Source organism: Kitasatospora sp. NPDC090091 (assembly GCF_044747365.1).
Classification (GTDB): Bacteria; Actinomycetota; Actinomycetes; order Streptomycetales; family Streptomycetaceae; genus Kitasatospora.
This window is the reverse complement of the sequence record NZ_JBIVDY010000010.1, coordinates 51488-76171: the sequence shown is the minus strand read 5'-3', so window position 1 is coordinate 76171 and position 24684 is coordinate 51488. Positions and strand designations below refer to the sequence as shown.

19 protein-coding genes and 1 tRNA gene are annotated in these 24684 nt (G+C 74.3%); 13 read left to right on the top strand and 7 right to left on the bottom strand.

Annotation, left to right across the window (positions count from 1 at the left end):
• Window positions 1-67: 67 nt before the first annotated feature.
• A complete protein-coding gene (locus ACIPSC_RS18915; RefSeq protein ID WP_400826928.1) occupies window positions 68-709 on the bottom strand; it encodes an HNH endonuclease in 642 nt (213 codons plus the stop codon).
• 632 nt (window positions 710-1341) lie between these two features.
• On the opposite strand from ACIPSC_RS18915, the gene ACIPSC_RS18910 reads away from it, so the two are divergent.
• The 9 genes from ACIPSC_RS18910 to ACIPSC_RS18870 all read left to right on the top strand — a co-directional run bounded on the left by ACIPSC_RS18910 (window position 1342) and on the right by ACIPSC_RS18870 (window position 12804).
• Entirely contained in the window at window positions 1342-2466 is a 1125-nt protein-coding gene (locus ACIPSC_RS18910) for a mechanosensitive ion channel family protein (protein WP_400827173.1), read from the top strand.
• 193 nt (window positions 2467-2659) lie between these two features.
• Window positions 2660-3889: an ROK family transcriptional regulator gene (locus tag ACIPSC_RS18905; RefSeq protein WP_400826927.1), complete on the top strand. Its 1230-nt coding sequence runs from the start codon at window positions 2660-2662 to the stop codon at window positions 3887-3889.
• A 208-nt stretch (window positions 3890-4097) separates the two neighbouring features.
• Window positions 4098-5453, top strand: coding sequence for an ABC transporter substrate-binding protein (locus ACIPSC_RS18900; RefSeq protein ID WP_400826925.1), 1356 nt, complete (start codon window positions 4098-4100; stop codon window positions 5451-5453).
• A 23-nt stretch (window positions 5454-5476) separates the two neighbouring features.
• A complete protein-coding gene (locus tag ACIPSC_RS18895; protein ID WP_400826924.1) occupies window positions 5477-6475 on the top strand; it encodes a carbohydrate ABC transporter permease in 999 nt (332 codons plus the stop codon).
• Window positions 6476-6496: 21 nt separating this feature from the next.
• A complete protein-coding gene (locus ACIPSC_RS18890) occupies window positions 6497-7408 on the top strand; it encodes a carbohydrate ABC transporter permease (protein WP_400826922.1) in 912 nt (303 codons plus the stop codon).
• Window positions 7408-8697, top strand: coding sequence for a 6-phospho-beta-glucosidase (locus ACIPSC_RS18885; RefSeq protein WP_400826921.1), 1290 nt, complete (start codon window positions 7408-7410; stop codon window positions 8695-8697). The genes ACIPSC_RS18890 and ACIPSC_RS18885 overlap by 1 nt, the downstream gene beginning before the upstream one ends.
• Before the next feature lie 131 nt (window positions 8698-8828).
• Window positions 8829-9848: an N-acetylglucosamine kinase gene (locus ACIPSC_RS18880; RefSeq protein WP_400826920.1), complete on the top strand. Its 1020-nt coding sequence runs from the start codon at window positions 8829-8831 to the stop codon at window positions 9846-9848.
• Window positions 9849-9975: 127 nt separating this feature from the next.
• On the top strand, window positions 9976-11289 hold the full coding sequence (locus ACIPSC_RS18875; RefSeq protein WP_400826919.1) for an MFS transporter: 1314 nt from the start codon (window positions 9976-9978) through the stop codon (window positions 11287-11289).
• 39 nt (window positions 11290-11328) lie between these two features.
• Window positions 11329-12804: an oxidoreductase gene (locus tag ACIPSC_RS18870; RefSeq protein ID WP_400826918.1), complete on the top strand. Its 1476-nt coding sequence runs from the start codon at window positions 11329-11331 to the stop codon at window positions 12802-12804.
• 108 nt (window positions 12805-12912) lie between these two features.
• On the opposite strand, the gene ACIPSC_RS18865 is transcribed toward ACIPSC_RS18870, so the two are convergent.
• Together ACIPSC_RS18865 and ACIPSC_RS18860 are read right to left on the bottom strand one after the other, a co-directional pair.
• Window positions 12913-14544, bottom strand: a complete 1632-nt coding sequence (locus ACIPSC_RS18865; RefSeq protein WP_400826917.1) for an FAD-dependent oxidoreductase — start codon at window positions 14542-14544, stop codon at window positions 12913-12915.
• A gap of 112 nt (window positions 14545-14656) precedes the next feature.
• Window positions 14657-15574: a diiron oxygenase gene (locus ACIPSC_RS18860; RefSeq protein ID WP_400826916.1), complete on the bottom strand. Its 918-nt coding sequence runs from the start codon at window positions 15572-15574 to the stop codon at window positions 14657-14659.
• Between the two features lie 362 nt (window positions 15575-15936).
• Between ACIPSC_RS18860 and ACIPSC_RS18855 the strand changes: the two genes are divergently transcribed.
• From ACIPSC_RS18855 to ACIPSC_RS18845, 3 genes are all read left to right on the top strand, one after another.
• Window positions 15937-18549 (top strand): SpoIIE family protein phosphatase, encoded by a 2613-nt coding sequence (locus ACIPSC_RS18855; protein ID WP_400826915.1) that lies wholly within the window; start codon window positions 15937-15939, stop codon window positions 18547-18549.
• A gap of 248 nt (window positions 18550-18797) precedes the next feature.
• On the top strand, window positions 18798-20219 hold the full coding sequence (locus tag ACIPSC_RS18850) for a glycosyltransferase (RefSeq protein WP_400826913.1): 1422 nt from the start codon (window positions 18798-18800) through the stop codon (window positions 20217-20219).
• A gap of 113 nt (window positions 20220-20332) precedes the next feature.
• Window positions 20333-21058: a rhomboid-like protein gene (locus tag ACIPSC_RS18845; protein ID WP_400826912.1), complete on the top strand. Its 726-nt coding sequence runs from the start codon at window positions 20333-20335 to the stop codon at window positions 21056-21058.
• A 211-nt stretch (window positions 21059-21269) separates the two neighbouring features.
• On the opposite strand, the gene ACIPSC_RS18840 is transcribed toward ACIPSC_RS18845, so the two are convergent.
• The 4 genes from ACIPSC_RS18840 to ACIPSC_RS18825 form a co-directional block, all read right to left on the bottom strand.
• Window positions 21270-21356 (bottom strand) — tRNA-Leu (locus ACIPSC_RS18840).
• An 82-nt stretch (window positions 21357-21438) separates the two neighbouring features.
• Window positions 21439-22773 (bottom strand): hypothetical protein, encoded by a 1335-nt coding sequence (locus ACIPSC_RS18835; protein ID WP_400826911.1) that lies wholly within the window; start codon window positions 22771-22773, stop codon window positions 21439-21441.
• A 142-nt stretch (window positions 22774-22915) separates the two neighbouring features.
• Entirely contained in the window at window positions 22916-23044 is a 129-nt protein-coding gene (locus tag ACIPSC_RS18830; protein ID WP_400826910.1) for a DUF397 domain-containing protein, read from the bottom strand.
• The gene (locus ACIPSC_RS18825; protein ID WP_400826909.1) at window positions 23007-23954 is read right to left on the bottom strand and encodes a helix-turn-helix domain-containing protein; all 948 of its coding nucleotides are present in this window, start codon (window positions 23952-23954) and stop codon (window positions 23007-23009) included. The genes ACIPSC_RS18830 and ACIPSC_RS18825 overlap by 38 nt, the downstream gene beginning before the upstream one ends.
• Before the next feature lie 187 nt (window positions 23955-24141).
• On the opposite strand from ACIPSC_RS18825, the gene ACIPSC_RS18820 reads away from it, so the two are divergent.
• Window positions 24142-24612, top strand: coding sequence for an ATP-binding protein (locus ACIPSC_RS18820; protein ID WP_400826907.1), 471 nt, complete (start codon window positions 24142-24144; stop codon window positions 24610-24612).
• Window positions 24613-24684 lie beyond the last annotated feature (72 nt).

The window sequence follows — 24684 nt, the reverse complement described above, 5'->3', positions numbered from 1 at the left end:
TGCGGGGTGCGCGGCGGCCCATGAGGCGTACCGGAAATCGTGACGGGCAGGCCCTTGTGGAGCGGGGTCAGGCGGAGAGCGGTTCGGGCTGCTCGCCGCGGCGGACGGGGGCGGGGTGGGCGGCGTGGGCCCGCCCGAGCGGGACGGGGTGCGCCTCGGTATGGTCGTGGTGCTCGTACTCGCCCCACTGCGGGGCGCGCAGCTGGTCCGCGCCGCCGTACGGCTCCAGGTAGGGCCGCCAGCGCGGGTCCTTGATCCCGGTGCCGATGATGCGCCAGGCGAGGCCGCTGGGCGGGGCGGGCGGGCGCTTCATCCGCCAGCCGAGTTCGGTGAGGTGGCGGTCGGCCTTGGTGTGGTTGCAGCGGCGGCAGGCCGCCACGACGTTGTCCCACCGGTGCTGGCCGCCCCGGCTGCGCGGGATGACGTGGTCGACGCTGGTGGCGGCGGCCCCGCAGTAGACGCAGCGGCCGTGGTCGCGGGCGAACAGCGCCCGGCGGGTGAGCGGGACGGGCCCGCAGAACGGAACCCGGACGAAGCGGGTCAGGCGGACGACGGACGGCGCCGGAAGGGCGCTGGTGGCGCTGTGCAGAGTGACTCCCGAGTCCTCCAGGCTGACCGCCTTGTGGTTGAGGACCAGGATGAGTGCGCGGCGCATCGATACGACGCCGAGTGGCTCGTAGGACGCGTTGAGGACCAGGACATGCGGCACGGATGCCTCCTTGGACGCCTGCGGCGCGTGGCTCGCGCCGGGACGAGCGGTTGGATCACACAACGGGTGCGTGATCTCCCCCAGTGTCGCCTTACGCCTTCGTACGGCGCCACCACTCCTGTGTAACGGACCTGACGTGAACTCCGGGTGTGGCTTCTGTCATACCCGGTATGCCCGGGGGAAGGACGGGTTGCACGCGGGTGCCCGCCGGCCCCTCCCGCGCCCGCCCGGGGGACGGCTCGGCCGGTCGGAGCAGCCCGGGGGCGGGGCGGGACCGGGGCCGTGTCCAGGGGCGCCACAGGGGCGTGCAGAGGCGTTGACGGGGCGTTCGGGCCGTCTCCGCGCGCCCTCCGAAGAGTCCCTGGAAGGCCCGGGAACCGCGCGCGACCTGCGGGCGTTCCGCCCCCGGGCGCCCTCCCGGCGTGTCCGGGGAGCGCTCCGGCGGCCGATAGGCTAAGGCGGACGGTCCGCACGCCACGGCATGCTTCCGCGCCGGCGGGCTGTGTCACGCACCCTGCAGGAAGGTCCCGTCTGTGTTCAGCTCCGGTGACGCCGGTCTCCTGGCCGACGCGTCCACGACGACGCTCACCTCCACGCCGTCGAGCCCGTCGCCGAGCCCGACGGCCCCGGCGGTGCCGCAGCTCGACCTCAGAATCCCGACCAGCGCGCAGGAGGTCAGCGACACCACCAAGCAGGCGGCCGGCTGGTTCGACTCGCACTGGCAGGAGTGGCTGGCGAGCGGGATCCGGATCGTCTTCATCGTCGTGCTGGCGCTGGTGCTGCGTGCCGTGGTGCGCAAGCTGATCACCCAGCTGATAGCGCGGATGATCAAGCCGGCCGAGCGCCACGACGAGCCGGGCATGCTCGGCGGGCTGCTGGCCAACACCGGGGTGGTCAACCCGGAGCGCCGGCAGCAGCGCTCCGAGGCCATCGGCTCGGTGCTGCGCAGCGTCGCCTCGTTCACCATCCTGGGCACCGCGGCGCTGATGGTCCTCTCGGCGCTCGGGGTGAACCTCGCGCCGCTGCTGGCGAGCGCCGGTGTGGCCGGTGTGGCGATCGGTTTCGGCGCCCGCAACCTGGTCACCGACTTCCTCTCCGGGGTCTTCATGATCATGGAGGACCAGTACGGCGTCGGCGACGAGATCGACACCGGGGTGGCCACCGGCACGGTGCTGGAGGTCGGCCTGCGGGTCACCAAGCTGCGCGGCGCGAACGGCGAGATCTGGTACATCCGCAACGGTGAGGTGAAGCGGATCGCCAACATGAGCCAGGGCTGGTCGACCGCCACGGTGGACGTCCAGATCGGCTACAAGGAGGACCTCGACCGGGCCGAGGAGCTGATCCGGGAGACGGCCGAGGCGATGGCCAAGGAGGCCCCGTTCGACGAGCTGGTCTGGGCCCCGATGTCGATCCTGGGCATGGAGTCGGTCGCCGCGGACTCGGTGGTGCTGCGGGTGGAGGCCCGGACGGCGCCGGGCAGGTCGCTGACCGTGGCGCGGGCGCTGCGGCACCGCCTGAAGACGGCGTTCCAGCTGGCCGGGATCAAGGTCAAGGAGGAGGTCGCGCCGGCCGGGGCCGCCGCTGCCGCCGCCGGTACGGCCGCCGCCGCGGTGGTGCTCACGACGGCCGCGGCCGCGGCGCCCACCGACGCCGCCCCGCCGTCCGCGCTGGCCGACCCGACCTCGCCGCGCTACCTGGCGACGGCGCCGATACCGGCGCCGGTCAAGCCGGCCGACGACGGCGCCAAGACGCCCTGACGGCCCGCGAAGCCGCGGCGGAACCGGACGAAGGCCCCGCCTCCCGAACGCTCGGGGGGCGGGGCTTCGTGCTGCCCGGTAACGCTTCGGCATCCTCCGGCGGAAGGGCCATTGACACCCTCCGGACGGGCGCCGTACGGTCCTGTGCCAAGCGACTGGAAAGTTTCCTAACAGTTCGCGCCGAGTCGGCCCGATGGCCGCCGCGACCAGCGGGAAGAGGGAGGATCTCCGCGTGACCAAGTCGACCGCCAAGACCCCCCTCGCCGGGACCCCCAGCCTGCTGCGCGCCATCAACGACCGCGCCGCCCTCGAACTGCTGCTGGAGAACGGACCGCTCTCCCGCACCCAGATCGGCACCCTGACCGGGCTCTCCAAGCCCACCGCCTCCCAGCTTCTGGCCCGCCTGGAGGCGGCCGGGCTGGTCCTGCCGGTCGGCACCACCGCCGGCGGACCCGGCCCCAACGCGCAGCTCTACCAGGTGAATCCGGCCGCCGGGTACGTCGCCGGGCTGGACGTCACCACCAGCGAGGTGCGGGTGGCCGTCGCCGACATCACCGGCACCACCCTGGCCGAGCACACCGCCCCCACCAAGGGCTGGCCGGCCGCCGAGACGGTGGCCCGGGTGGCCGGGGCGGTCGCCGAGACCGTCCGCGCCGCCGGGCTCGCCGAGGGCAGCCTGCACACCGTGACCATCGGCGTCGGCGGCGCCCCCGACCCGGTCACCGGCAAGCTCCGCTACGCCTCCCACCTGCCCGGCTGGCACGCGCCGAAGCTGCTCCAGGAGCTGAGCGCGGCGATCGGCGCCCCGGTGTCGATCGAGAACGACGTGAACCTCGCCGCCGTCGCCGAGCAGGCCTCCGGAGCGGCCCGCGGCTCCGAGGACTTCGTCCTGCTCTGGGCCGGCGAGGGCACCGGCGCCGCGATCGTGATCGCCGGCCGGCTGCACCGCGGCTTCACCGGCGGCGCCGGGGAGGTCGGCTACATGCCGGTGCCCGGCACCCCGGTGCTGCGGGACGTCAGGCGGCGCAACTCCGGCGGGTTCCAGGAGCTGGTCGGCGCGCCCGCCGTCCGCGCCCTGGCCCGGGAGCACGGGCTCGGCGCGCCCACCGCGGAGGAGTCGCTCGCGAAGGCCCTGGAGACCCCGGGTGCCGGGGACGACTTCCTCGCCGCGCTGGCCGGACGGCTCGCCGTCGGCCTGGCCGTGATCGTCGCCGTCGTCGACCCCCAGCTGGTGGTGGTCTCCGGCGGGGTGCCGACGGCGGGCGGCGAACGGCTGCGCGCGCTCGTCGAGGAGGAGCTGGCCCGGATCTCGATCGCCCGGCCGGAGGTCCGCAGCAGTGCGCTGACCGGCTCCCCCGTTCTGCTCGGCGCGCTGCAACGCGCGCTGTCGGCCGCCCGGGAGGCGGTCTTCTCCACCCACTGACCGCCCGAAGTCCACCGGCACCGTCCGCACCACGCACCGCCCGCACCGCCGCCCACGGACCGTCCGCACCACGCACCGCCCGCACCGCCGTCCACGGACCGCTCCCGCCGACACCACCGACCCGCACCCTGCACACCTCTCCCCCAACCCCCGAACGCGGGCCCGGAGGCAATGGCGCCTGCCCGCGCACCCCCAGGAGGACCTCGAAGTGCACGCCAACACCCCCCGCAGAGGCCGCCGTACGCTCGCCGCCGTCGCCGGCACCGCCGTCCTGGCCCTGTTCGCCTCCGCCTGCACCGGCAGCAGCGACGCCGGCGGCAACGACGACTCGGCGAGCGGCAAGGACGTCACCATCACCTTCTGGCACGGCTGGAGCCAGGAGTCCGAGGTGAAGGCGATCGACGAGAACATCGCCGCCTTCCAGAAGGCCCACCCGAACATCCACGTGAAGACCGTCGGCAACATCGCCGACGACAAGATCAACCAGTCCCTGCGGGCCGGCGGCGACGACGCCCCGGACGTGGTCTCCTCCTTCACCACCAACAACGTCGGCATGTTCTGCTCGACCAAGGCCTTCGTCGACCTCAAGCCCTTCCTGGCCAAGAGCGGCATCGACACCGCCAAGACCTTCCCGGCCGCGATGCTCGGCTACACGCAGTTCCAGGGCAACCAGTGCTCGCTGCCGCTGCTCGGCGACGCCTACGGCCTCTACTACAACCTGAAGGCCTTCGCCGCAGCCGGCATCACGGCCCCGCCGAAGACCTTCAGCGAGTTCGCCGACGCCGCCGCCAAGCTGACCGTCGCCGACGGCGACTCCTACAAGCAGCTCGGCTTCATGCCGCTGTACCACGGCTACGAGTCCACCACCGAGCACTTCCTCGGCCAGTACGGCCCGGCCTACTTCGGCACCGACGGCAAGTCCGGCCTGGCCACCGACCCCAAGGTCGCCGCGATGCTGAAGTGGCAGAAGGGCCTGGTCGACAAGCTCGGCGGCTACGACAAGCTGGACAAGTACCGGGCCACCTTCGGCGAGGAGTTCAGCGCCAAGAACCCCTTCCACACCGGCCAGGTCGCGATGGCCATCGACGGCGAGTGGCGCACCGCCTCGCTCGCCGAGAACAAGCCCGACTTCGAGTGGGCCACCGCGCCGTTCCCCGTCCCGGACGACCAGGCCGACACCTACGGCCGCGGCTACCAGACCGGCACCATCGTCGGCATCGCCAGCACCAGCAAGAAGCAGGCCGCCGCCTGGGAGCTGGTCAAGTACCTGACCACCGACACCGACGCGGTCGTCTCCTTCGCCAACGCGATCCACAACGTGCCCAGCACCTTCGAGGCGCTCAACTCGCCGAAGCTGGTCAGCGACCCGAACTTCAAGACCTTCCTGGACGTCGCCAAGAACGCCCACTCGGGCACCACCCCGGCGAGCGTCAACGGCGGCGGCTACATCGTCTCGCTGCAGAACCTCGGCTACGAGTACGAGTCCGGCAAGCAGACCGACCTCCAGGCCGGCCTCGCCGCCACCGCCAAGGAGATCGACGCCGCCATCGCCCAGGCGAAGTAGCGGGAACGGCCCACGGAGCTCCCATGTCACTCACGTTCGGCACCCGCAGGGGCACCGGACCGACCGACCCGGCGGCGCCCTCCACGCAGCACCTGCTGCGCCGGAAGCGCCGCCGGGAGGCGGCCCGCACCCTCGCCTTCCTCTCCCCCTGGCTGATCGGCTTCGGCGTCTTCTTCCTGTACCCGCTGATCTCCACCGTCTACTTCTCCTTCACCAAGTACAACGGCTTCGGCGCGCCCGCCTTCAACGGCCTGAAGAACTGGGACTACGTCCTCAACGACCTCCCGGCGTTCTGGCAGGGCCTGCGGAACACCCTCTGGCTGGTCGTCGTCATGGTGGGCCTGCGGGTGGCGTTCGGCCTCGGCATCGGCCTGCTGATCACCAGGATCAAGACCGGCGTCGGCTTCTTCCGCACCGTGTTCTACCTGCCCTACCTGGCCCCGCCGGTGGCCGCCACGGTCGCCTTCGCCTTCCTGCTCAACCCCGGCACCGGCCCGCTCAACCACCTCCTGGGGGAGCTGGGCCTGCCGCAGCCCGGCTGGTTCGCCGACCCGGAGTGGTCGAAGCCCGCGCTCACCATGCTCGCACTGTGGGGCATCGGCGACCTGATGGTCATCTTCATGGCCTCGCTGCTGGACGTCCCCAAGGAGCAGTACGAGGCCGCCGAGCTGGACGGGGCCGGCCCGTTCCAGCGGTTCCGGTACGTCACCCTGCCGAACATCTCGCCGATCATCATGTTCGCGGTGGTCACCGGGGTGATCCAGACCATGCAGTACTACACCCAGGCGATCGTCGCCGGGAAGGTCGCCGGCGGCATCGCGGGCAACTCCGGGCAGCAGTTCGAGCCCGGCTACCCGCAGGGCTCCACCTGGACCCTGCCCCAGATGGTCTACAACCTCGGCTTCCAGCGCTTCAACTACGGCGCGGCCTGCGTCGTCGCCCTGGTGCTGTTCGCCATCTCGATGGCCGTCACCTCGATCCTGCTCCGCCGCAAGTCCGGCTTCATGGCGAGCGACGACTAGCGGACCAGTGAGGACCCGATCATGACTCTCAGCCCGACCCTCGCCGCCGAGGCGCCCGCGAAGGGGCCCGCCCGCCGCGTGCCCACCGCCGCCGCCCGCGCCGCCCGCCGGCGCACGATCCTCAACTGGGTGGCCGTCCACGCGCTGGCCATCGCCGCCGCCCTGTTCTTCCTGCTGCCGTTCGTCTTCGCCTTCCTCACCGCGGTGATGACGGACAGCCAGGCGCTCACCACCGACTACTGGCCCACCTCGTGGCAGTGGGGCAACTTCGCCAAGGTCTGGGAGACGCCCGGCTTCCTCACCTGGTGGCGCAACACCCTGCTCTACGCGGGCCTCGGCACCCTGCTGACCATCGTCTCCAGCCTGCCGGTCGCCTACGCGCTCGCCAAGTTCCGCTTCCGCGGCCGCAACCTCGCCCTGATGGCGGTCATCGCGATGATGATGCTGCCGCCGCAGGTCACCGTCATCCCGATGTACCTGTTCTGGGCGAAGCAGCTCGGCCTCGGCGGCTCGCTCTGGCCGCTGATCGTCCCGATGGCCTTCGGCGACGCCTTCTCGATCTTCCTGCTGCGCCAGTTCCTGCTGACCATCCCCAAGGAGTACATCGAGGCCGCCCGGATCGACGGATGCGGCGACCTGCGCACCCTGCTCCGGGTGGTCCTGCCGATGGCGAAGCCGGCCGTCGCCGCCGTCGCGCTGTTCCAGTTCTTCTACTGCTGGAACGACTACTTCGGCCCGCAGATCTACGCCAGCAACAACCCCGGTGCCTGGACCCTCTCCTACGGCCTGGAGTCGTTCAAGGGCGCCCACCACACCAACTGGAACCTCACCATGGCCGCCACGCTGCTGGTGATGGCGCCGGTGATCGTCCTCTTCTTCTTCGCCCAGAGAGCCTTCATCGAAGGCGTGACACTGACAGGGGTCAAGGGCTGATGTCCTCACTCAAGCTGGCCATCGTCGGCGGAGGTTCGACGTACACCCCGGAGCTGATCGACGGCTTCGCCCGGCTGCGGGACACCCTGCCGATCGGCGAGCTGGTGCTCGTCGACCCGGCCGCCGACCGGCTGGAGCTGATCGGCGGCCTCGCCCGGCGGATCTTCGCCAGGCAGGGCCACGGCGCCACCGTCACGACCACCACCGACGTCGGGGCCGGTGTCGCCGACGCCGACGCGGTGCTGCTGCAGCTGCGCGTCGGCGGCCAGGCGGCCCGCAACCAGGACGAGACCTGGCCGCTGGAGTGCGGCTGCGTCGGCCAGGAGACCACCGGGGCCGGCGGCCTCGCCAAGGCTCTGCGCACCGTCCCGGTGGTACTGGACATCGCCGAGAAGGTCCGCCGCGCCAACCCGGACGCCTGGATCGTCGACTTCACCAACCCCGTCGGCATCGTCACCCGCGCGCTGCAGAACGCCGGGCACCGGGCCGTCGGCCTCTGCAACGTCGCCATCGGCTTCCAGCGGCGGTTCGCCGCACACCTGGGCGTCGACCCGGAGCTGATCCGCCTCGACCACGTCGGCCTCAACCACCTCACCTGGGAGCGCGGCGTCACCCTGCTCGACGCCCCCGGTGCGGCCACCGGCCGGGAGGTGCTGCCCGAACTGCTCGGCGGCTTCGGCAAGGAGATCGCCGAGGAACTGCTGCTGCCGCAGCGGGTGATCGAGCGCCTCGGCGTCGTCCCCTCCTACTACCTGCGCTACTTCTACCAGCACGACGCCGTGGTGGCGGAGTTGCGGGCCAAGGGCTCCCGGGCCGCCGAGGTCGCCGCGATCGAGCGGCAGCTGCTGGAGCTGTACGCCGACCCCACCCTGGACACCAAGCCCGAGCTGCTGGGCAAGCGCGGCGGGGCGTTCTACTCCGAGGCCGCGGTGCAGCTGATCGCCGCCCTGCTGGGGACCGGCGGCGGGACGTCGGTGCAGGTGGTGAACGCCCGCAACGAGGGCGTGCTGCCGTTCCTGCCCGACGACGCCGTCATCGAGGTGCCGGCCGAGGTCGACGCGGCGGGCGTGCGCCCGCTGCCGCAGCGGCCCGTCGAGCCGCTGTACGCCGGCCTGATCGCGGCCGTCACCGCCTACGAGCACCTCGCCCTCGACGCCGCCCTGCACGGCGGCCGCGACCGCGTCTTCGACGCCCTCCTCGCCCACCCGCTGGTCGGCCAGATCGACCTCGCCGACCAGCTGACGGACCGGCTGCTCGCCCACAACCGCGAGCACCTCGCCTGGGCCTGACCGGCCCGCCGCACCCGGCCCGCGCGCCCCGTCCGCCCGTGCGCGGAGGGCCCCGCGGGCCGGGCCGCGAGGAGATCCACCACCCCCGGCCGGGGACCACGGCCGGGCCACTGACGAGCCGCGGGGACCTCATGACCCACCAGCCCGAACCACTCCTGCCCGGCGTCCTCGCCATCGACGCGGGCAACTCCAAGACCGACGTCGCCCTGATCGGCGCCGACGGCACCGTCCACGGCTCCGCCCGGGGCGGCGGCTTCGCCCCCCAGACCATCGGCGGCGCGGCCGCCGTCGCCGGCCTCGCGCCCCTGGTCGAGGAGGCGGCGGCCGCCGCCGGCCTCTCCCTCCGCAGCGGCGTGCTGACCAGCCACGTCAGCGCCTGCCTGGCCAACGCCGACCTGCCGGTCGAGGAGGAGGCGCTGCGCGCCGCCCTGGAGTCCCACCCCTGGGGGCGCAGCACCACCGTCGCCAACGACACCTTCGGGCTCCTGCGGGCCGGCACCGACGGCCCGCGCGGCATCGCCGTCGTCTGCGGCGCCGGGATCAACTGCGTCGGGCTGCTTCCCGACGGCCGCACCGCCCGGTTCCCCGCCCTCGGCGAGCTGACCGGCGACTGGGGCGGTGGCGGCGGCCTCGCCGTCAGCAGCATGTGGCACGCCGTGCGCGCCGAGGACGGCCGCGGCGGGCCCACCGCGCTGGCCCCGGCCATCGCCGAGCACTTCGCGCTGCCCAGCACCGGCGCGGTCGCCGAGGCCGTCCACCTCGGACAGCTGCCGTTCGCCCGGCTGCACGAGATCGTCCGGGTGCTGTTCGCGGTGGCCGAGGGCGGCGACCAGGTGGCCCGGGAGCTGATCGACCGGCAGGCCGACGAGATCGTCCGGCTCGCCGTCGTCGCGCTCGGCCGGCTGGACCTGCTGGACGAGCCCACCCCGGTGGTGCTGGGCGGCGGGGTGCTCGCCTCCCGGCAGCCGCTGCTGCTGGACAACGTCACCGCCCGGCTGGCCGCGGCGGCGCCGCGGGCCGAGCCGCGCGTCGTCGTCGCACCGCCCGTGCTGGGCGCCGCCCTGCTCGGCCTGGACCACCTCGGGGCCGGCCCGGGCGCCCAGGCGCGGGTCCGGGAGGCGTACGACCCGGCGCGGCGCCTGGCGGCGTAGCGGCGGCTCCTCCCCCGACTCCGTTCCCGCCGGGTCCGCACACCCGGCGGGAACGGGAACGCGAAGCCGCCGTCCGCCAGGTGGGCGGCCCTACTGAATCCTCCGTTCATCTGATGAGCTGCCCCGCATGGACGAGGAGCAGGGCGATCGGCGGCGCTGGCTGGTGCTGGCGGTCGGGATGTTCGCGATGACCTCCGGGTGCGCGTTCCAGTACGGGCTGCCGTACCTGATCCCGGCGCTGCGGGACGAGGGGCTGTCGCTCTCGCAGGCGGGCCTGCTGGCCGCGTGCCCGACGATCGGCCTGGTGCTGACGCTCACCCCGTGGGGCGCGGCGGCGGACCGGTGGGGCGAGCGGTGGGTGCTGGCATCCGGGCTGGGGCTCGGCGGGCTGGTGCTGCTGGGGGCGGCGCGGGTGCACAGCACGGTCGGGCTCGGGGCCTGTTTCCTGCTCGCGGGCGCGGCCGGGGCGTCCGCGCACGCCTCCAGCGGGCGGCTGATCCTCGGCTGGTTCCCGGCGCGGCAGCGCGGGTTGGCGATGGGCCTGCGGCAGACCTCGCTGCCGCTGGGCGTCGCCGTCGCGGCGCTGCTGCTGCCGCCGCTGGCCGGGCACGGGCGGGCGACCGCGCTGGTCGTGCTGGGCGGGTTGAGCCTGGGGGCGGCGCTGCTGGTGGCGGCGGTCGTCCGCGATCCGGCGCGTCCGCCGGCCGGTGCCGGGCGGCGGGCCGGCAGCCCGTACCGGACGCCGGTGCTGTGGCGGCTGCACGGGGCGGCGACGCTGCTGGTGGTGCCGCAGTTCACGGTGTCGGTGTTCGCGCTGGTCTTCCTGGTGGACGAGCGCGGGTGGCCGCCCGCGGCGGCCGGTCCGCTGCTGGCCTGCGTGCAGGTGGCCGGAGCGGGCGCGCGGCTGGCGGCCGGGCGCTGGTCGGACGTGGCCGGCAGCCGGGTGGGCCCGATGCGGCGGCTGGCGCTGACCGCGGCCGGCGTGCTCGCGGTGCTCGCGGCCGGCGCGCTCACCGGCTCGGCGGTCGCGGTGGCGGCGCTGCCGGCGGCCGGCGTGCTGACGGTGTCGACCAACGGCCTGTCGTTCACGGCCGTGGCCGAGTACGCGGGTTCGGCCTGGGCCGGCCGGGCGCTGGGCGTGCACACCACCGTGCAGAACGCGGTCGCGGCCTGCGTCGCCCCGACGATGGGCGCGCTGATCGGGGCGGCCGGCTACGGCCCGGCGTACGCGCTGGTGGTGGCGTTCCCGCTGGTGGCGGCGGCGGTGGTGCCGTCCCTGCTGCACGAGAAGTCGGACCGGCCGACTTCTCGTGCGGCCGCGGACGGCTCCGGCACGCCCCTGGCCGCCGGGAGCACCGGCGTGGCGGCGACCGGCGCCCGAGCCTCCCATTTCACGGAGCCGGGGCTCCCGGGCTCGGCGTGCAACGGGCCCGGTCGGTAGGGTGCTGCGGTTCGGACCAGGGGCGGGAGGGGCAGCGGCGTGGCGGAGTCGGGCGGGCCGGAGCAGCGGATACGAGAGGCCGTCGAGAGCGGGACGGCGGTCGACCTGCGCAGCGGGGACGCCGCGGCGGACGATCCTGCGCTCGGCGGCGAGTGGGGCGAGGAACGGACCGTACCAGCCGCGCTGCTGCGGGAGTTGCTGCTCGGGGCCGGGGGCGGCGCGCTGCGGCTGGCCGGGGCGCGGATCACCGGCCGGCTGGACCTGGCGGACACGACGGTGGCCCGCGGACTGCACCTGGAGGGCTGCCACTTCGAGCAGCCGCTGCTGCTCCGGGGCGCGGTGATGCGCTCGACCGGCCTGGTGCGCTGCCGGCTGCCCGGGCTGGACGGCTGGCTGCTGCGGGTCGACGGCAACCTCTTCTTCGAGGACTCGGTGATCGACGGCCGGCTCACCCTCACCCGCGCCCACATCACCGGCGAACTGCGGCTCAGCGGCGTCCGGCTGACCGCGCCGGAGCTGTCGGAGGGCCCGGCGGAGCACGGCGCGTGGGCGCTGTGGGCCGGCGGCCTGGTGATGGAGGGCGGCTGCTTCGCCCGGAAGGGCTTCGTCTCCCGCGGCGGACTGCGCCTGGTGGGCGCGCAGTTCAACGGCGGACTGTTCGTGGAACGGGCCCGGATCGAGAACCCGGGCGGCGACGCGCTGACCGGCGACGACCTGAGCGCCTCCACCCTCGTCCTGGACGGCCTGACCGCGGACGGCGCGCTCCGGCTGCCCGGTGCGACGGTCCGCAGCCGGCTCTCGCTCGACGCTGCGGTACTGGGCGGCGCCCCGGTCGCCCTGGAGGCGAACCGGCTGCGCGCGGGCGAACTGCGGCTCACCGTCGCGCAGCCGCCGGCCGGAACGGTGGACCTCCAGGAGGCGCAGGTCGGCGTGGTCGAGGACAACGGCCACACCTGGCCGGCCGACAGCCGGCTCGACGGGTTCGTCTACACCTCGCTCCACCTCCCGCCCGGCGGGGTCGAGCCGGTCGCCCGGCGGATCGCCTGGCTGGAGGCGCTGCCCGGGTACGCGCCGCAGCCGTACGAGCAACTCGCCGCCTGGTACCGGAAGATCGGGCACGACGACGACGCCCGGCGGGTCCTGCTCGCCAAGCAGCGGCGGCGGCGCCGCACGCTCAGCCCGCTCGGCCGGGTGTGGGGACGGCTGCTGGACGTCACGGTGGGGTACGGCTACCGGCCCTGGCAGGCCGCCGTGTGGCTGGCGGTGCTGGTCGCGGCCGGGGCGACGGTGTTCGCCCACGGGCAGCCGACGCAGACCCAGCCCGGCCAGGGCGCGCCGTTCAACCCCGTGGTGTACACGCTCGATCTGCTGATCCCGATCGGCGGCTTCGGGCAGCGCACGGCCTGGTACTGGTCCGACTACCACCAGTGGGTGGGGTACGGGCTGGTCGGGGCCGGGTGGCTGCTCACCACCGCGGCGCTGGCGGGGGTGACCCGGGCGCTCAACCGGGCGTGACGCCCACCACCCACCCCCGCACCAGAAGTCGGCCCCATCGACTTCCTGCGCGCGGGCAGCCCGTGAACCCCGCGGCCCCGCGGCCCCGCGGCCCCGCGGCCCCGTGGGTCAGCGAGGGCGGCGGCGGGTGGCGGCGAGGAGGGCGGGGACGGTGGTGAACTTGATCCGGGGACGGCCGGCCGCCTGACCGAGGTCGCGCTCGGTGCGGTCGATCGCGCGCAGCTCCTTCAGCCCGAGGGCGTCCGGCCGACGGCTACGGACCAGCCGGGCGAGCTCCTTGCCGCCCCCGGTCGGCACGGGCAGCACCCCGGCGGCCGCGTCGTCCAGAAAGGCATCGACCGTCTCCTGGGCGCAGGCCCGGTTGGCGCCGATACCGCCCGAAGGGCCGCGCTTGGCCCAGCCCACCACGTACGTGCCCGGCAGCGGTGCGCCGGTCACCGGGTCGACCACCCGGCCGGCGCGCTGCGGGACGGCCGCGGTGTCCTCGTCGAAGGGGAGGCCGGGCACCGGCACGCCCCGGTAGCCGATGGACCGCACCACCAGGCCGGCCGCGACGGTCCCCCCGCCACCCCGGCCGTCCTCGACCCGCAGCCCCTCCACCCGGCCGTCGCCGACCAGGGCCGTGGGCGTGGCGAGGAAGCGCAGCACGATCCGCTTCCCGGGGCGCGGCGGCGCGGCGGTGTCGACCGTCTCCAGCGGCAGGCCGGCCAGCAGCGCCGCCTTGGAGCCGGGGGCGGCGTCGGCGAGGGCTGCCCGGACCTCCGGGTGGTCCTCCACCACCACCTCGACGCCGGGCAGCTGCCGCAGCGCGAGGAACTCCGGCCTGGTCCAGGCCGCCTGCTCCGGCCCGCGGCGGGCCAGCAGCACCACCTCACGGACCCGGCTGCCGCGCAGCGCGGCCAGCGCGTGGTCGGCGATGTCGGTGGCGGCGAGCCGGTCCGGGTCGAGCAGCAGGATCCGGGCGACGTCCACGGCGACGTTGCCGTTGCCGACCACCACGACCCGTTCGGCGGAGAGGTCGACGGCGTCGGCCGGCACGGTCGGGTCGGCGTTGTACCAGCCGACGACGGTGGTCGCGGGCAGGCTGCCGGGCAGGTCCTCACCGGGGAGGCCGAGCCGGCGATCGGCGGCGGCCCCGACCGCGTAGACCACCGCGTGGTGGTGGGCGGCCAGTTCGGCGTGGCTGAGGTCGCGGCCGACCTCCACGTTGAGGTGGACGGTGAGCCGGGGGTGGTGGAAGACGGAGGCGAAGCTCTCGGCGATCCGCTTGGTGGCCTGGTGGTCGGGGGCCACGCCGTGGCGCAGCAGCCCGCCGGCCACGGGCAGGCGGTCGATCATCGTGATGTCGGCGCCGGTGGTGCGGAGCAGCGACTGCGCGGTGTAGCTCGCGGAGGGGCCGGTGCCGACGATGGCGACGCGCAGCGGGCCGAGGCCGTCGGGCAGGCTGCGGGGGAAGGCCGGCGCGCTCCAGGCGTGGTCGCTGGGGTGGTCCTGGAAGTACTGCCGGTTGAGGTCGCCGAAGACGGTGTCGGGGCCGGCGAGCCGGTCGACCGGGAAGACGGCGTCGACCGGGCAGGCGTCGGCGCAGGCGCCGCAGTCGATGCAGGCGACCGGGTCGATGTACAGCATGTCGGTGCTGCCGAACGCGGGCTCGTCTGGCGTCGGGTGGATGCAGTTGACCGGGCAGACGGAGACGCAGGAGGCGTCGTTGCAGCAGGTCTGGGTGATCGCGTAGGCCATGGCCGGGGTGGGGTCCTCGCTGCGTGGGGGGAGGGTCGGTCGGGGCGGGCTGCGGCGCCGGGCCGCCGGCACCGCGGCCCGGCCCGGCTCGGACGAAGAGCAGTTGGCGGGCTCAGAGCATGTGGATGCGGCGGTAGATCGCCGTCGAGGCGCGGGTGAGCAGGCCGGCCTCGGCCAGGAACGCCATCAGGTGGCGCGAGCTGGTCCGCATCATCGCCCTGCGGTGCTCGCTGCCGCGCACCTCGGCGACCGCCCGCTCGATGTCCAGGCCCGCGGCCCGGTAGACGCCGGGGTGGACCATGCTGCTGACGATCACGAACGCGCCGGCGGCGATGCCGGTCGCCGCGGCCCTCCGCCGCGCCGGGCCCGCGTCCCGCAGCCGCTCGCGGATCTCCTGGCGGGCGAACTTCATGTGCCGGGACTCCTCGACCACGTGGATCCGGGACGTCCCGCGGACGATCTCCAGGACGTTCTCGCCGCGCATCCAGTCGCGCTGCATGACGTCGAGCACCTCCTCGGCCACGAGGATGCCGCCGTAGGCGAGTTCGCCGCGGGCGGTGGCCTTGTAGAGGCGGCCGGCCTGGGCGATCAGCCGGTTCGGCTTGTACTGCGGGACGCCCATCTTCTCGCAGGCCCGGGCGAACATGATCGAGTGCCGGCACTCGTCGGCGATCTCGGTGAGCGCGAAGCGGAACTCGGCGCTGCCCGGGTCCTTCAGGTACTGGTCGCGCAGCACCATCTGCTGCAGGATCATCTCGAACCAGATCCCGGTGGTCATGATCGAGCAGACCTCGTGCCGGGTGAGGGTGACCCGCTGCTCCTCCGACATCTCGCCCCAGAGGCGGGTGCCGTACAGCGTGCTCCACTCGGGGTTGAGGCCGTAGTGGCCGTCGGGGAGCGGGGCCTCCCAGTCGATCTCGGTCGCCGGGTCGTAGGAGAGGGTCGCGGCCGAGTCCAGCAGCCGCTTCGAGACGTCGTCGTCGGCCGCGGTGTGGCCGGGGAAACGTGCCGCCGTACCGGTCCGGGTCATGGCTGCCTCCAGGTGCGTGGCCTGCGAGGTCCCCGCCGACCCCGCTTATTGACGGAGAGTACAATAAGAGCCCCGGCCCGAGAACCCCTCGCGCAGCCACTCCTCCCGCTCCTCGCGCAGCCACTCCTGGCACCCCGCACCGCCACTCCGCGCGCCCGCGGCACTGCGCGCCGTGCCCGCGCCGCCCCGTACCGCTGGCGGCTGCGCCCGTCGGAGGGATGATGGCGGGGTGGGCGTGCACGGCCGGGAGCGGACGGCCGGCACGGGCAGCACGGTCAGTCGCGGGTCGGTCGCGGTCACGACCGCCGGACGGCGGGCGGCCGGTCGGCGGGACACGGGCGAGACACATCCGAGGTGTGCACATGGACAGCCGGCGGTTCCCCTACGTCGACCGCGCGGCCGGCGCGCTGCTCGACGCGGCCGGCCGGATCACCCGCTGGACGCCGGAGGCCGAGCAGCTGCTTTCCCTGCGGGCCGACCAGGTCTGCGGCCGATCGGTCCGGGAACTGCTCGCGGACCCGGACACCTGGCCCGCGCTGCTGGCGGACCGGGTGCCGGGCACCTGGTCCGGCCAGGCGGTGGTGCGCTCCGGCGGGGGCGACGACCTGGGGGTCGTCTTCCAGGTCCTCCCGCTCGCCGCCCCCGACTCCGGCTCCGAAGCCGTCCCCACCCCCGCCACGGGCGACCCCGGGGCCGCGCAGCCCCGCTACTTCGTGCTCGCCGCCCCCGCCGGCCTGGTCGCCCAGTGGCGCCAGGACCAGGCGTTCACCCGCGAGCTGTTCCTCCAGGACCGGGTGGGCCTCGCCGTCTTCGACGACCGACTCCGGCTGGTCAGGACCAACACCCACCTGCTCCCCTACACCGGCCTCCCGCCGGACCTCGGCGGCCACCGCCTGGGGGACTTCCTCCAGGCCGCCGACGCGGCCGCGGTCGAGCGCCACCTGCACGAGGTGCTGGAGTCCGGCCGGCCGCTGGTGCTGGCCGAGGAGCTGGTCCGCACGATCGACGACCCGGGCCGCGGCGCGGTGATGGCCGTCTCGGCGTTCCGGCTGCAGGCGCCCGACGGCAAGGCGATCGGCGTCACCGCGCTGTTCACGGACGTGACCGAGCTCCACCGAACGGGTGAACGCCTCGCCGTCCTGCACCGCGCCACCGCCGCGGTCGGCAGCTCGCTCTCCGTCGCCAGGACGGCCGAGGAGCTGGCCGCGGTGCTCGCGCCCGGGCTGGCCGACCTCGCGGTGGTCGAGATCGCCGAGGCGGTCTTCAGCGGTGACGAGCCGGCGCCGGACCGCAACGGCCGGCTGCTGCTCCGGCGGGCCGCCGTCGCCGTCGACCAGCACCCCGGCTCCGGCGTCGACGCCCTCGCCGTGCCGGCTGCCGAGCAGGTCCTGGTCGACGCCACCGACCCGCCGGGCGGCGCCGGCACCGCCACGCCCACCACCGCGCCAACCGCCGCGCCCACCGCCGCGCCCACCGCCGAAGCCTCCGCCCCGGCCTCCGGCGACGACCCCGCCGACGACCCCACCACCGCGATGACCGCGCCGCTGCGCGCCCGCGGCACCCTGCTCGGCCGGGTGACCGTCCGCCGCGGCCCGCGCCGCCCGCCGTACGGGCCGGCCGACCACGACCTGCTGCGCGAGATCGCCGCCCGCGCCGCGCTGGCGCTCGACAACGCCCGCCGCTACACCCGCGAGCGCCGCGCCGCCGTCGGCCTGCAGCGGAGCCTGCTGCCACCGGCGCAGAGCGAGACCTCTGCCGTCAGCACCGCGAGCGTCTACCTGCCGACCGACACCGCCACCGGCGTCGGCGGCGACTGGTTCGACGTGATCCCGCTCTCCTCGGCCCGGGTCGCCCTGGTCACCGGTGACGTGGTCGGCCACGGGCTGGAGGCCAGCGCCACCATGGGCCGGCTGCGCACCGCCGTCCGCACGCTCGCCGACCTCGACCTGGAGCCGGACGAACTGCTCGTCCACCTCGACGACCTGGTCTCCCGGCTGCTGGCCGACGAGGACGAGCCCTACGCCCCCGAGGCGCCCGGCGGCGGCCTCGACCAGGGGTGGGGGCACGCGCTCGACCTCGGCGGGAACCGCCCGGACGGGCACGGCGCAGCGTCCCGCTCCGGCGCCGGGTCGGCGGCCGCCCCCGGCGGCCCGGCCGACGGCGACGAGTGGCCCGCTCCCCGCCGCGCCGTCGCCTTCGGCGCGACCTGCGTCTTCGCCGTCTACGACCCGGTGTCCCGGCGGCTGGCGGTCGCCTCGGCCGGCCATCCGCCGCCCGCCGTCGCCGCTCCCGACGGCAGCGTCGAGTACGTGCCGGTGCGCCCCGGCCCGCCGCTCGGCGTCGGCGGCCTCCCGTTCGAGGTGGTGGAGGTCGAGGTCGCCCCCGGCAGCCTCCTCGCGCTCTACACCGACGGCCTGATCCACGGCCGCGGCGGCGCGGTCGACCTCGACGAGGGCATGGCCGAGCTGCGCCGCCGCCTCGCCCGGCCCGGCACCACCACCGCCCCGCTGCCGGAGCTCGGCCGGGAGCTGGTCGAGGGCCGCCCGGCGGACCGGCTCGCCGACGACGTCACGCTGCTGCTGGCCCGCACCCGGGCCGTGCCGCCCGAGTCCACCGCCACCTGGTCGGTGGAGGCCGACCCGGCCGCCGTTGCCTCCGTCCGCGAGCGGACCGCGGAGTGCCTGACCGCCTGGGGGCTGGAGGACCTGGTCTTCACCACCGAGCTGGTGCTCAGCGAGCTGGTCACCAACGCCATCCGCTACGCGGGCGGGCCGGTGGAGGTCCGGCTGATCCACGCCGAGCGGCTGACCTGCGAGGTGTCCGACCCCAGCGCCACCCAGCCGCGGATGCGCCGGGCCCAGGTGACCGACGAGGGCGGCCGCGGGCTCTACCTGGTCGCCCAGCTCACCGACCGCTGGGGCAGCCGCTACACCCGGCACGGCAAGACCATCTGGGCCGAGCAGGAGCTGCCGTAGAGCACATCGCCGGATCACCGGACCGACCGCCGATGGCATGGTGACGCGGCCGCCGAGCATCCGTCAGCATGGTGTGCGCACCGCCGTTCCCAGGAGCCGGTCGGCTTGGGCCCCCGCCGCGGCGATCGGACGTTGATCGGATGTTCATTCCGCTCGGCCACCGTGGTGCCGACGGCCCCGACGCCGTCGTCCCCCTGCCGACGGCGCCGCCTCCCCCGGCTGCCGCCCTCCCCCCGAAGGGAACCCCCATGCCCAAGATCATCGTCGCGGCCACGCCCGCCGCCGGGCACACCGGGCCGCTGCTGCGGATCGCCGGCCACCTCGCCGGTCTGGGCCACGACGTGGTGTTCCTGGGCGGCGCGCGCTTCGCCGAACCGGTCGCGGCGGCGGGCCTCGGCTTCCGTGCACTGCCCGCGGAGGCCGACTTCGACGACCGCGACCTCGCCGTGAGCTTCCCGGAGCGGGAGCTGGTCCCGCCCGGCCCGGAACGGACCGCCTGGGACGCCATGCACATCTTCGGCGACCCGGTGCCCGCCCAACTCGCCGCCCTGCACGAGCTGCTGGCACAGTTCCCGACGACCGCCCTGATCTACGACAGCCTCTTCCTGGGCGGGGCCGCCCTGGCCCTGGAGCGGAAGGCCGGCGACCGCCCGGTCGTGGTAGCCGTCGGCACCTTCCCGGTCATGGTGGGGAGCCGGGACACCGCACCGTTCGGCCCGGGCCTGCTCCCCCCGGCGGACGAGGCCGAGCGGGCCCGCTACGCGGCGCTCGCCGAGCAGTTGGCCGAGCGGGGCCGCCCGGTCACCGCGCACGTGCGCCGCGCCTTCGCCGCCGCCGGCGTGGAGCTGCCCGCCGGCGAGCGGGCCAGGGCCGTCACCGAGGCCGCCGACCACTTCCTGCAGCTGACCGTGCCCGGCTTCGAGTACCCGCGCGGCGACCTGCCCGCCAACCTGCGGTTCGTCGGCGCCCTGCCGCTGCCCGCACCGGACGGCGCACCGCTGCCGGCGTGGTGGCCCGAGCTCACCCGGGCACGGCCGGAGGGCCGCAAGGTCGTCGTGGTGACCCAGGGCACCGCCGCCAACGGGGATGTGACGGCGCTGCTGGCACCGTCGGTGCGCGCGCTGGGCGAGCGCCCGGACCTGCTGGTCATCGCGGCCACCGGCCGCCGGGACGGGGAGCGGCTGCTGGCCGCCGAGGTGTCCCGGCTGCCCGCCAACGTCCGAGCGGCCGGGTACGTTCCGTTCGACGCGCTGTTGCCGCACGCGGACGTGCTGGTCAGCAACGGCGGCTACGGTGGCGTGCACACCGCGCTCGGGCACGGCGTGCCGCTGGTGGTCGCCGGCGAGAGCGAGGACAAGCCGGAGGTCGCCGCCCGGGTGGAGTGGACCGGCACCGGGGTCAACCTGCGCACCGGACGGCCGTCCGCCGAGGCCGTGGCGGCCGCGGTCGAGCGGGTCCTGACCGACCCCGGGTACCGTCGGCGTGCCGAGGAGCTGCGTACCGAACTGGAGGCCTATCGTGCGCTGGACGTGATCGCCGACCTGGTCGCCGGCCTGACCCCCACCCCGGCCGACCGGACCCACCGCACCGACCAGGCCGGCCCGGCCGACCTCGCCGACCGGCCCGGCCGCACCGACCGGGCCGAGGCGCTGGCCGCCGAGGCCGGCTGAGCACCGGAACACGCAGCCTCCCAGCCCTCCCCCGCACAAGGGGCGGGGCACCGGCCCCGGGGACGACCTCCCCGGGGCCGATGCCCCGCCCGCAAGAGAACGGAACCGAAGCCATGGGCCGCCTCCCGCTCGCCGTCCGGGCCTACCCGAGGCGATCGCCGCTGACCTTCGCCTATGTGTGCCTGCTGCTGCTCACCCACGTCTGGGTCGAGTCCGTGCTGCCGGCCGACAACTCGGCCGTCCTGCTGCACCACGTCAGCACCAACCTGGACAACCTCACCGACCACCCGCTCTCCGCCCTGTTCGGCAGCGCCCTGTTCTTCGACGGCACCCTGACCGACCTCGGTTCGTCCAGCTTCGTGAGCACGTTCATCACCCTGGGCATCGGCGTCGCCGCCTGCCTGGCCTGGCTGGAGTACCGGCTGGGCACCGCGCGGGCGTTCGGGGCGTTCCTCGCCGGTCACATCGGGGCGACGCTGCTCACCGCCCTGGTCATCACGGCCGCGCTCGGGCAGGGCTGGTACCCGGAGAGCGTGCGTCAGGCCTCGGACTTCGGCGTCAGCTACGGCGCCCAGGCCGTCATGGGGGCCGCCACGGCCCTGCTGCCGCGCCGCGCCCGGCTGCCCTGGGCGGCCTTCGTGCTCGGCTGGCCGCTCGGCGGCGCCGACTGGAGCGGGCCGCTGCCGGACTTCACGACGGTCGGTCACCTCCTCGCCGCCGGAATCGGCTTCGCGCTGGCGCCACTGGCTGCCGGCCGGGCCCGCCCCCGGCCCCGGCCGAGGCCGCGCGTGGGCACCGACCGGCCCGCCGGGCACTCCGCCGACGCAAGCCGGCCCTGACGGCCGGTCCTCACCCCCGTCACAGCGAAGCGGGGCCCGGCACTGCCCAAGGCCCCGCCGAGGCGTGCGACACGTGGCCGCACCGGCCGCTGCGACGGATCGGCGGCTGTCCTGAGTGAATTCCACCGTGGAGCCGGGGGCCGGGCCGCGGGCTGCATGCCGCGGAGAAACGTGAAGGGCCCCTCACGAAACCGTAAGGGGCCCTTCACCATGGTGCGCGAGGGGGGAGTTGAACCCCCACGCCCTTTCGGGCACTGGAACCTGAATCCAGCGCGTCTGCCTATTCCGCCACCCGCGCATCTGGTGATGGGCTAAAGCTTAGCCCATCCGCGGGGGTGCTCCGCACCAGGTTTCCCGGCACCCCCGCGGAACGTGCGACGTCAGCGGGTGACGCGCTCCAGGATCCACTCGACCAGGGTGGCGGAGACGTGGCTGTGCTCGGTGTTGTCGACGTCGAAGGCGACGTCGTCGAGGTGGCCCGCGGCGAGGTCGGCGTCGGTGATGGAGAGGGTCGGGTTGACGTTCCACCGGACCGGGTCGAAGGCGAGCGCGGCCGCACTGACGGACGGCACGAAGGTCCCGCTGCGGTACTCGTCGGAGATCTTCGCCTTCAGTGCGTCCGCGACCTTGCCGAAGGAGTCCAGGGTGCCGCCGGGCGCGCCGTCCAGCGCCGGGACCTCGGTGGTGGTGCTGCGCCGCACCGCCAGGCCGAGGTGCATGCCGCCGATCTTCTGCGCCTCGCCGCGCTCCGGCTGGAAGCGGGCGGTGGCGCTGGCGATCAGCGCCTGCCAGTCGAAGGCCACCTCGCCGGCGGGCAGCGGCAGGCCGGTGCCGTCCCGGCGGCCGTTGGAGACGCCGAGCTTGCGCGGGCGCTGCGGGAAGTTGCCGATCCGCGCGAGGTCCGCCAGGAACTCCTGGCGCAGCGGGCTGGAGGTGGCGACCGGGCCGGAGTACTTGGAGTCCTCCACCCAGGCCCAGAGCAGCTGCTGGGCGGCCGCACTGCGGATCAGCTCGGCCTGCTTGGGCTGACCGGGGGCGGCCGGGGTGAAGTCCTCGAAGAAGTAGGCCATCTGCTGGAGGACCAGCGGGATCCATGCGCCGTTGTGCGGGGAGTCGTAGGAGAGGTAGGTGGCGGTCTGGTGGTCGACGCCCTCGTTCTCCAGCTTGGCGAGCGCGTAGCGGGTGATGATGCCGCCCATGCTCACGCCGCCGACGGTGAGCGGGGCGTCGCCCAGGCGCTCGTCGATCGCGCGCTTGATGGCACTGATCGCGACGCCGGCGTTGGCCTGGATGTGCGTGTGGCGCTTCTCGAAGCCGATCAGGACGACGTCGATGCCGTGGGCGAGCAGCTGGTCGAAGAAGCCCGGCGTGCCCGGCTGGTAGGGGGTGTTGAAGTAGGCGAAGAGGCCGGGGAGGTCGCTGGCGCCGTAGTTGAAGCCGTCCGCGAAGAGGAACGGGCGGCGGAGGCCGAGCCTCGGGTTGGCGAGGTAGACCGCCGCCCGGCCGGTGGGGATCTCGCCCTTGTAGGGGTCGCCGACCAGGTCCCAGGTGAAGTCGGCCGGGCGCGACTCGCCGACGTCGATGCGCTGCGGGGCGGCCGCGAACCAGACCTCGGGCTTCAGCGACGCGGCCAGCTCGGCCTGCTCGGCCTCGGTGGGCTCGGTCTCGCGCCCCAGGAGGGTGAGGGCGACGTCGATCCGGGGTTCCTGTGCCATGAGTACCGCCTCTGTCGTGGTGAGGAGCGATCATCAGCGCGCGCAGGGCGACGGTATCGGTTCGGTTACGGAGGGCACCAGGCCGTGACCGAGAGTGGTCGAAAGTGTCCGGGCGGGACGGTGAGTGGCGGAACGCGATCGGTCAGGAGAAGTCGCCGGCCCGGACGGCGGCGAGGAAGGACTCCCAGGCAGAGGAGGAGAAGAGGAGGGCCGGACCCTCGGGGTCCTTGGAGTCACGCACCGGAACGACGCCGGGGAATCCGGGGGCCACTTCGATGCAGTCGCCGCCGTTGCCGCCGCTGTGACTGCTCTTCCGCCAGACGACAGTGTCGAGCTCGCTCCTCGTCACCCCTGAACCCCTCCAGCGCATCAGCGATCAGCGCACGCGAGGCGCCCACCGAGAGAACGTCCCCACGCAGGCGATCATAGCTCCGCCGATGCCCGGCCACGACGGCCGCTACGTCGCTGGGATGCCCCCGATCAAGGCTCTCCGAGTAGACCCAGTTCTGCCCGTCAGGCATCTCCAACAGCACCATGGACTTGTCGATGATCGCCGACCGGTAGGCAAACGGCGCGACCTGGATGATGACGTTGGGAAGCTGTGACACCGCGAGTAGGTGCTCCATCTGGCGCCTCATCACGCCAGCACCACCGAAGACCGTTCGAACTGCACTCTCGTCGAGGATGACGAGCAGCAGGGGCCCATCGGGATCGAGGAAGCGCTTCTGCCTACCGAGTCGAGCAGCAGTCCGCTCGGCGATCACCTCTGGCACGCCCGCCGCATCGCTGACCTCGAACACCGCGCGGGCATACTCGGGACACTGAAGCAGTCCGTGAATCACTGAGTGCTGGAACACCCGGACCGCGACCGCTTCGGCCTCCATGTCCGCGTGGTCCCGGAACCAGTCCGGGTGCTCGACTTCGGCCTCCCAGTCGACCCGGTCCCAGAGTCGCTTCAGCAGGCCGCCCGTCTTCAGCACCCGGTCGGCGTCCTCGACCGAGTCGGCCGGCATGCGCCGCTTGCCGCTCTCGTACCGGGTGATGTTGGTCCGATTGCAATGGAGCAGCTTGCCCAGCTCCTCCTGCGTGTAGCCCAGCATCTCGCGGTAGAAGCGCAGCTCCTCGCCGAACATCACGGCAGAGCTCGCCGTCGGCCCCTGCTTCGCGCGCCGGTGTGACATGCCGACTCCCTCACGTGCCGGATGTGCCATGCACTGCCAATCGGCCGTCACCGTACCTCTGGGGGCCGATGATTGAGACCGGAACGCGATCGTCTGCCTGCGCAGCGTGAGGTGTGCGCCCCTGCTGCGAGCCGCTTCCGCTCCCCCCGCCACCCGTCACCTTTGACACCCCGGAGGCTGCCCCGCCATGCCCACGCACTGCACCCACCGCCGGCCCCGCGAGTTCGCCGCCCGGCTGCGCTCGCGGCCCGACTCCACCCCGCTCGCCCGGCTCCTCCTCCGCGCCTACCTCGCCGGCATGCCGCAGGGCGAGCACTACGCCGACATCTCCGAGTTGCTCCTCGGCGAGCTCTTCGCCAACGCCGTCCAGCACAGCGACGCACCGCCGGACCGGCTGGTCGAGGTCCGGTTCGCGCTGACCTCCGGTCGCCTGCGCATCGAGGTGCACGATGCGGGCAGCGGCCGGGCCACCGCCCGAGGCTCCTCCTCCGACGACGAGCGCGGCCGCGGCCTCTTCCTCGTCAACGAGCTGGCCGAGCGCTGGGGTTGCTGCCCGCGAGCGGGTGGGGTCGGCAAGTTCGTCTGGGCGCTGATCGCCCCCGCGGCCGGCCTCGCCGAACCGGCCCTGGACGCGACCCGGGCGGCCGTCGCGGTCTGACGGCGGGCGGCGCCGACCGGCGCACTTCGCGCCACCGTGCGCAGCACGTTCCCTCCAAGGTGGGGTTTGGCT

Bases quoted from the DNA above. Each gene is read 5' to 3' on its own strand.
- ACIPSC_RS18905 (WP_400826927.1), top strand. From the start codon at position 2,660: ATGGCCGCCGCGACCAGCGGGAAGAGGGAGGATCTCCGCGTGACCAAG.
- ACIPSC_RS18895 (WP_400826924.1), top strand. From the start codon at position 5,477: ATGTCACTCACGTTCGGCACCCGCAGGGGCACCGGACCGACCGACCCG.
- ACIPSC_RS18890 (WP_400826922.1), top strand. From the start codon at position 6,497: ATGACTCTCAGCCCGACCCTCGCCGCCGAGGCGCCCGCGAAGGGGCCC.
- ACIPSC_RS18885 (WP_400826921.1), top strand. From the start codon at position 7,408: ATGTCCTCACTCAAGCTGGCCATCGTCGGCGGAGGTTCGACGTACACC.
- ACIPSC_RS18880 (WP_400826920.1), top strand. From the start codon at position 8,829: ATGACCCACCAGCCCGAACCACTCCTGCCCGGCGTCCTCGCCATCGAC.
- ACIPSC_RS18875 (WP_400826919.1), top strand. From the start codon at position 9,976: ATGGACGAGGAGCAGGGCGATCGGCGGCGCTGGCTGGTGCTGGCGGTC.
- ACIPSC_RS18865 (WP_400826917.1), bottom strand. From the start codon at position 14,544: ATGGCCTACGCGATCACCCAGACCTGCTGCAACGACGCCTCCTGCGTC.
- ACIPSC_RS18860 (WP_400826916.1), bottom strand. From the start codon at position 15,574: ATGACCCGGACCGGTACGGCGGCACGTTTCCCCGGCCACACCGCGGCC.
- ACIPSC_RS18855 (WP_400826915.1), top strand. From the start codon at position 15,937: ATGGACAGCCGGCGGTTCCCCTACGTCGACCGCGCGGCCGGCGCGCTG.
- ACIPSC_RS18850 (WP_400826913.1), top strand. From the start codon at position 18,798: ATGCCCAAGATCATCGTCGCGGCCACGCCCGCCGCCGGGCACACCGGG.
- ACIPSC_RS18845 (WP_400826912.1), top strand. From the start codon at position 20,333: ATGGGCCGCCTCCCGCTCGCCGTCCGGGCCTACCCGAGGCGATCGCCG.
- ACIPSC_RS18835 (WP_400826911.1), bottom strand. From the start codon at position 22,773: ATGGCACAGGAACCCCGGATCGACGTCGCCCTCACCCTCCTGGGGCGC.
- ACIPSC_RS18825 (WP_400826909.1), bottom strand. From the start codon at position 23,954: ATGTCACACCGGCGCGCGAAGCAGGGGCCGACGGCGAGCTCTGCCGTG.
- ACIPSC_RS18820 (WP_400826907.1), top strand. From the start codon at position 24,142: ATGCCCACGCACTGCACCCACCGCCGGCCCCGCGAGTTCGCCGCCCGG.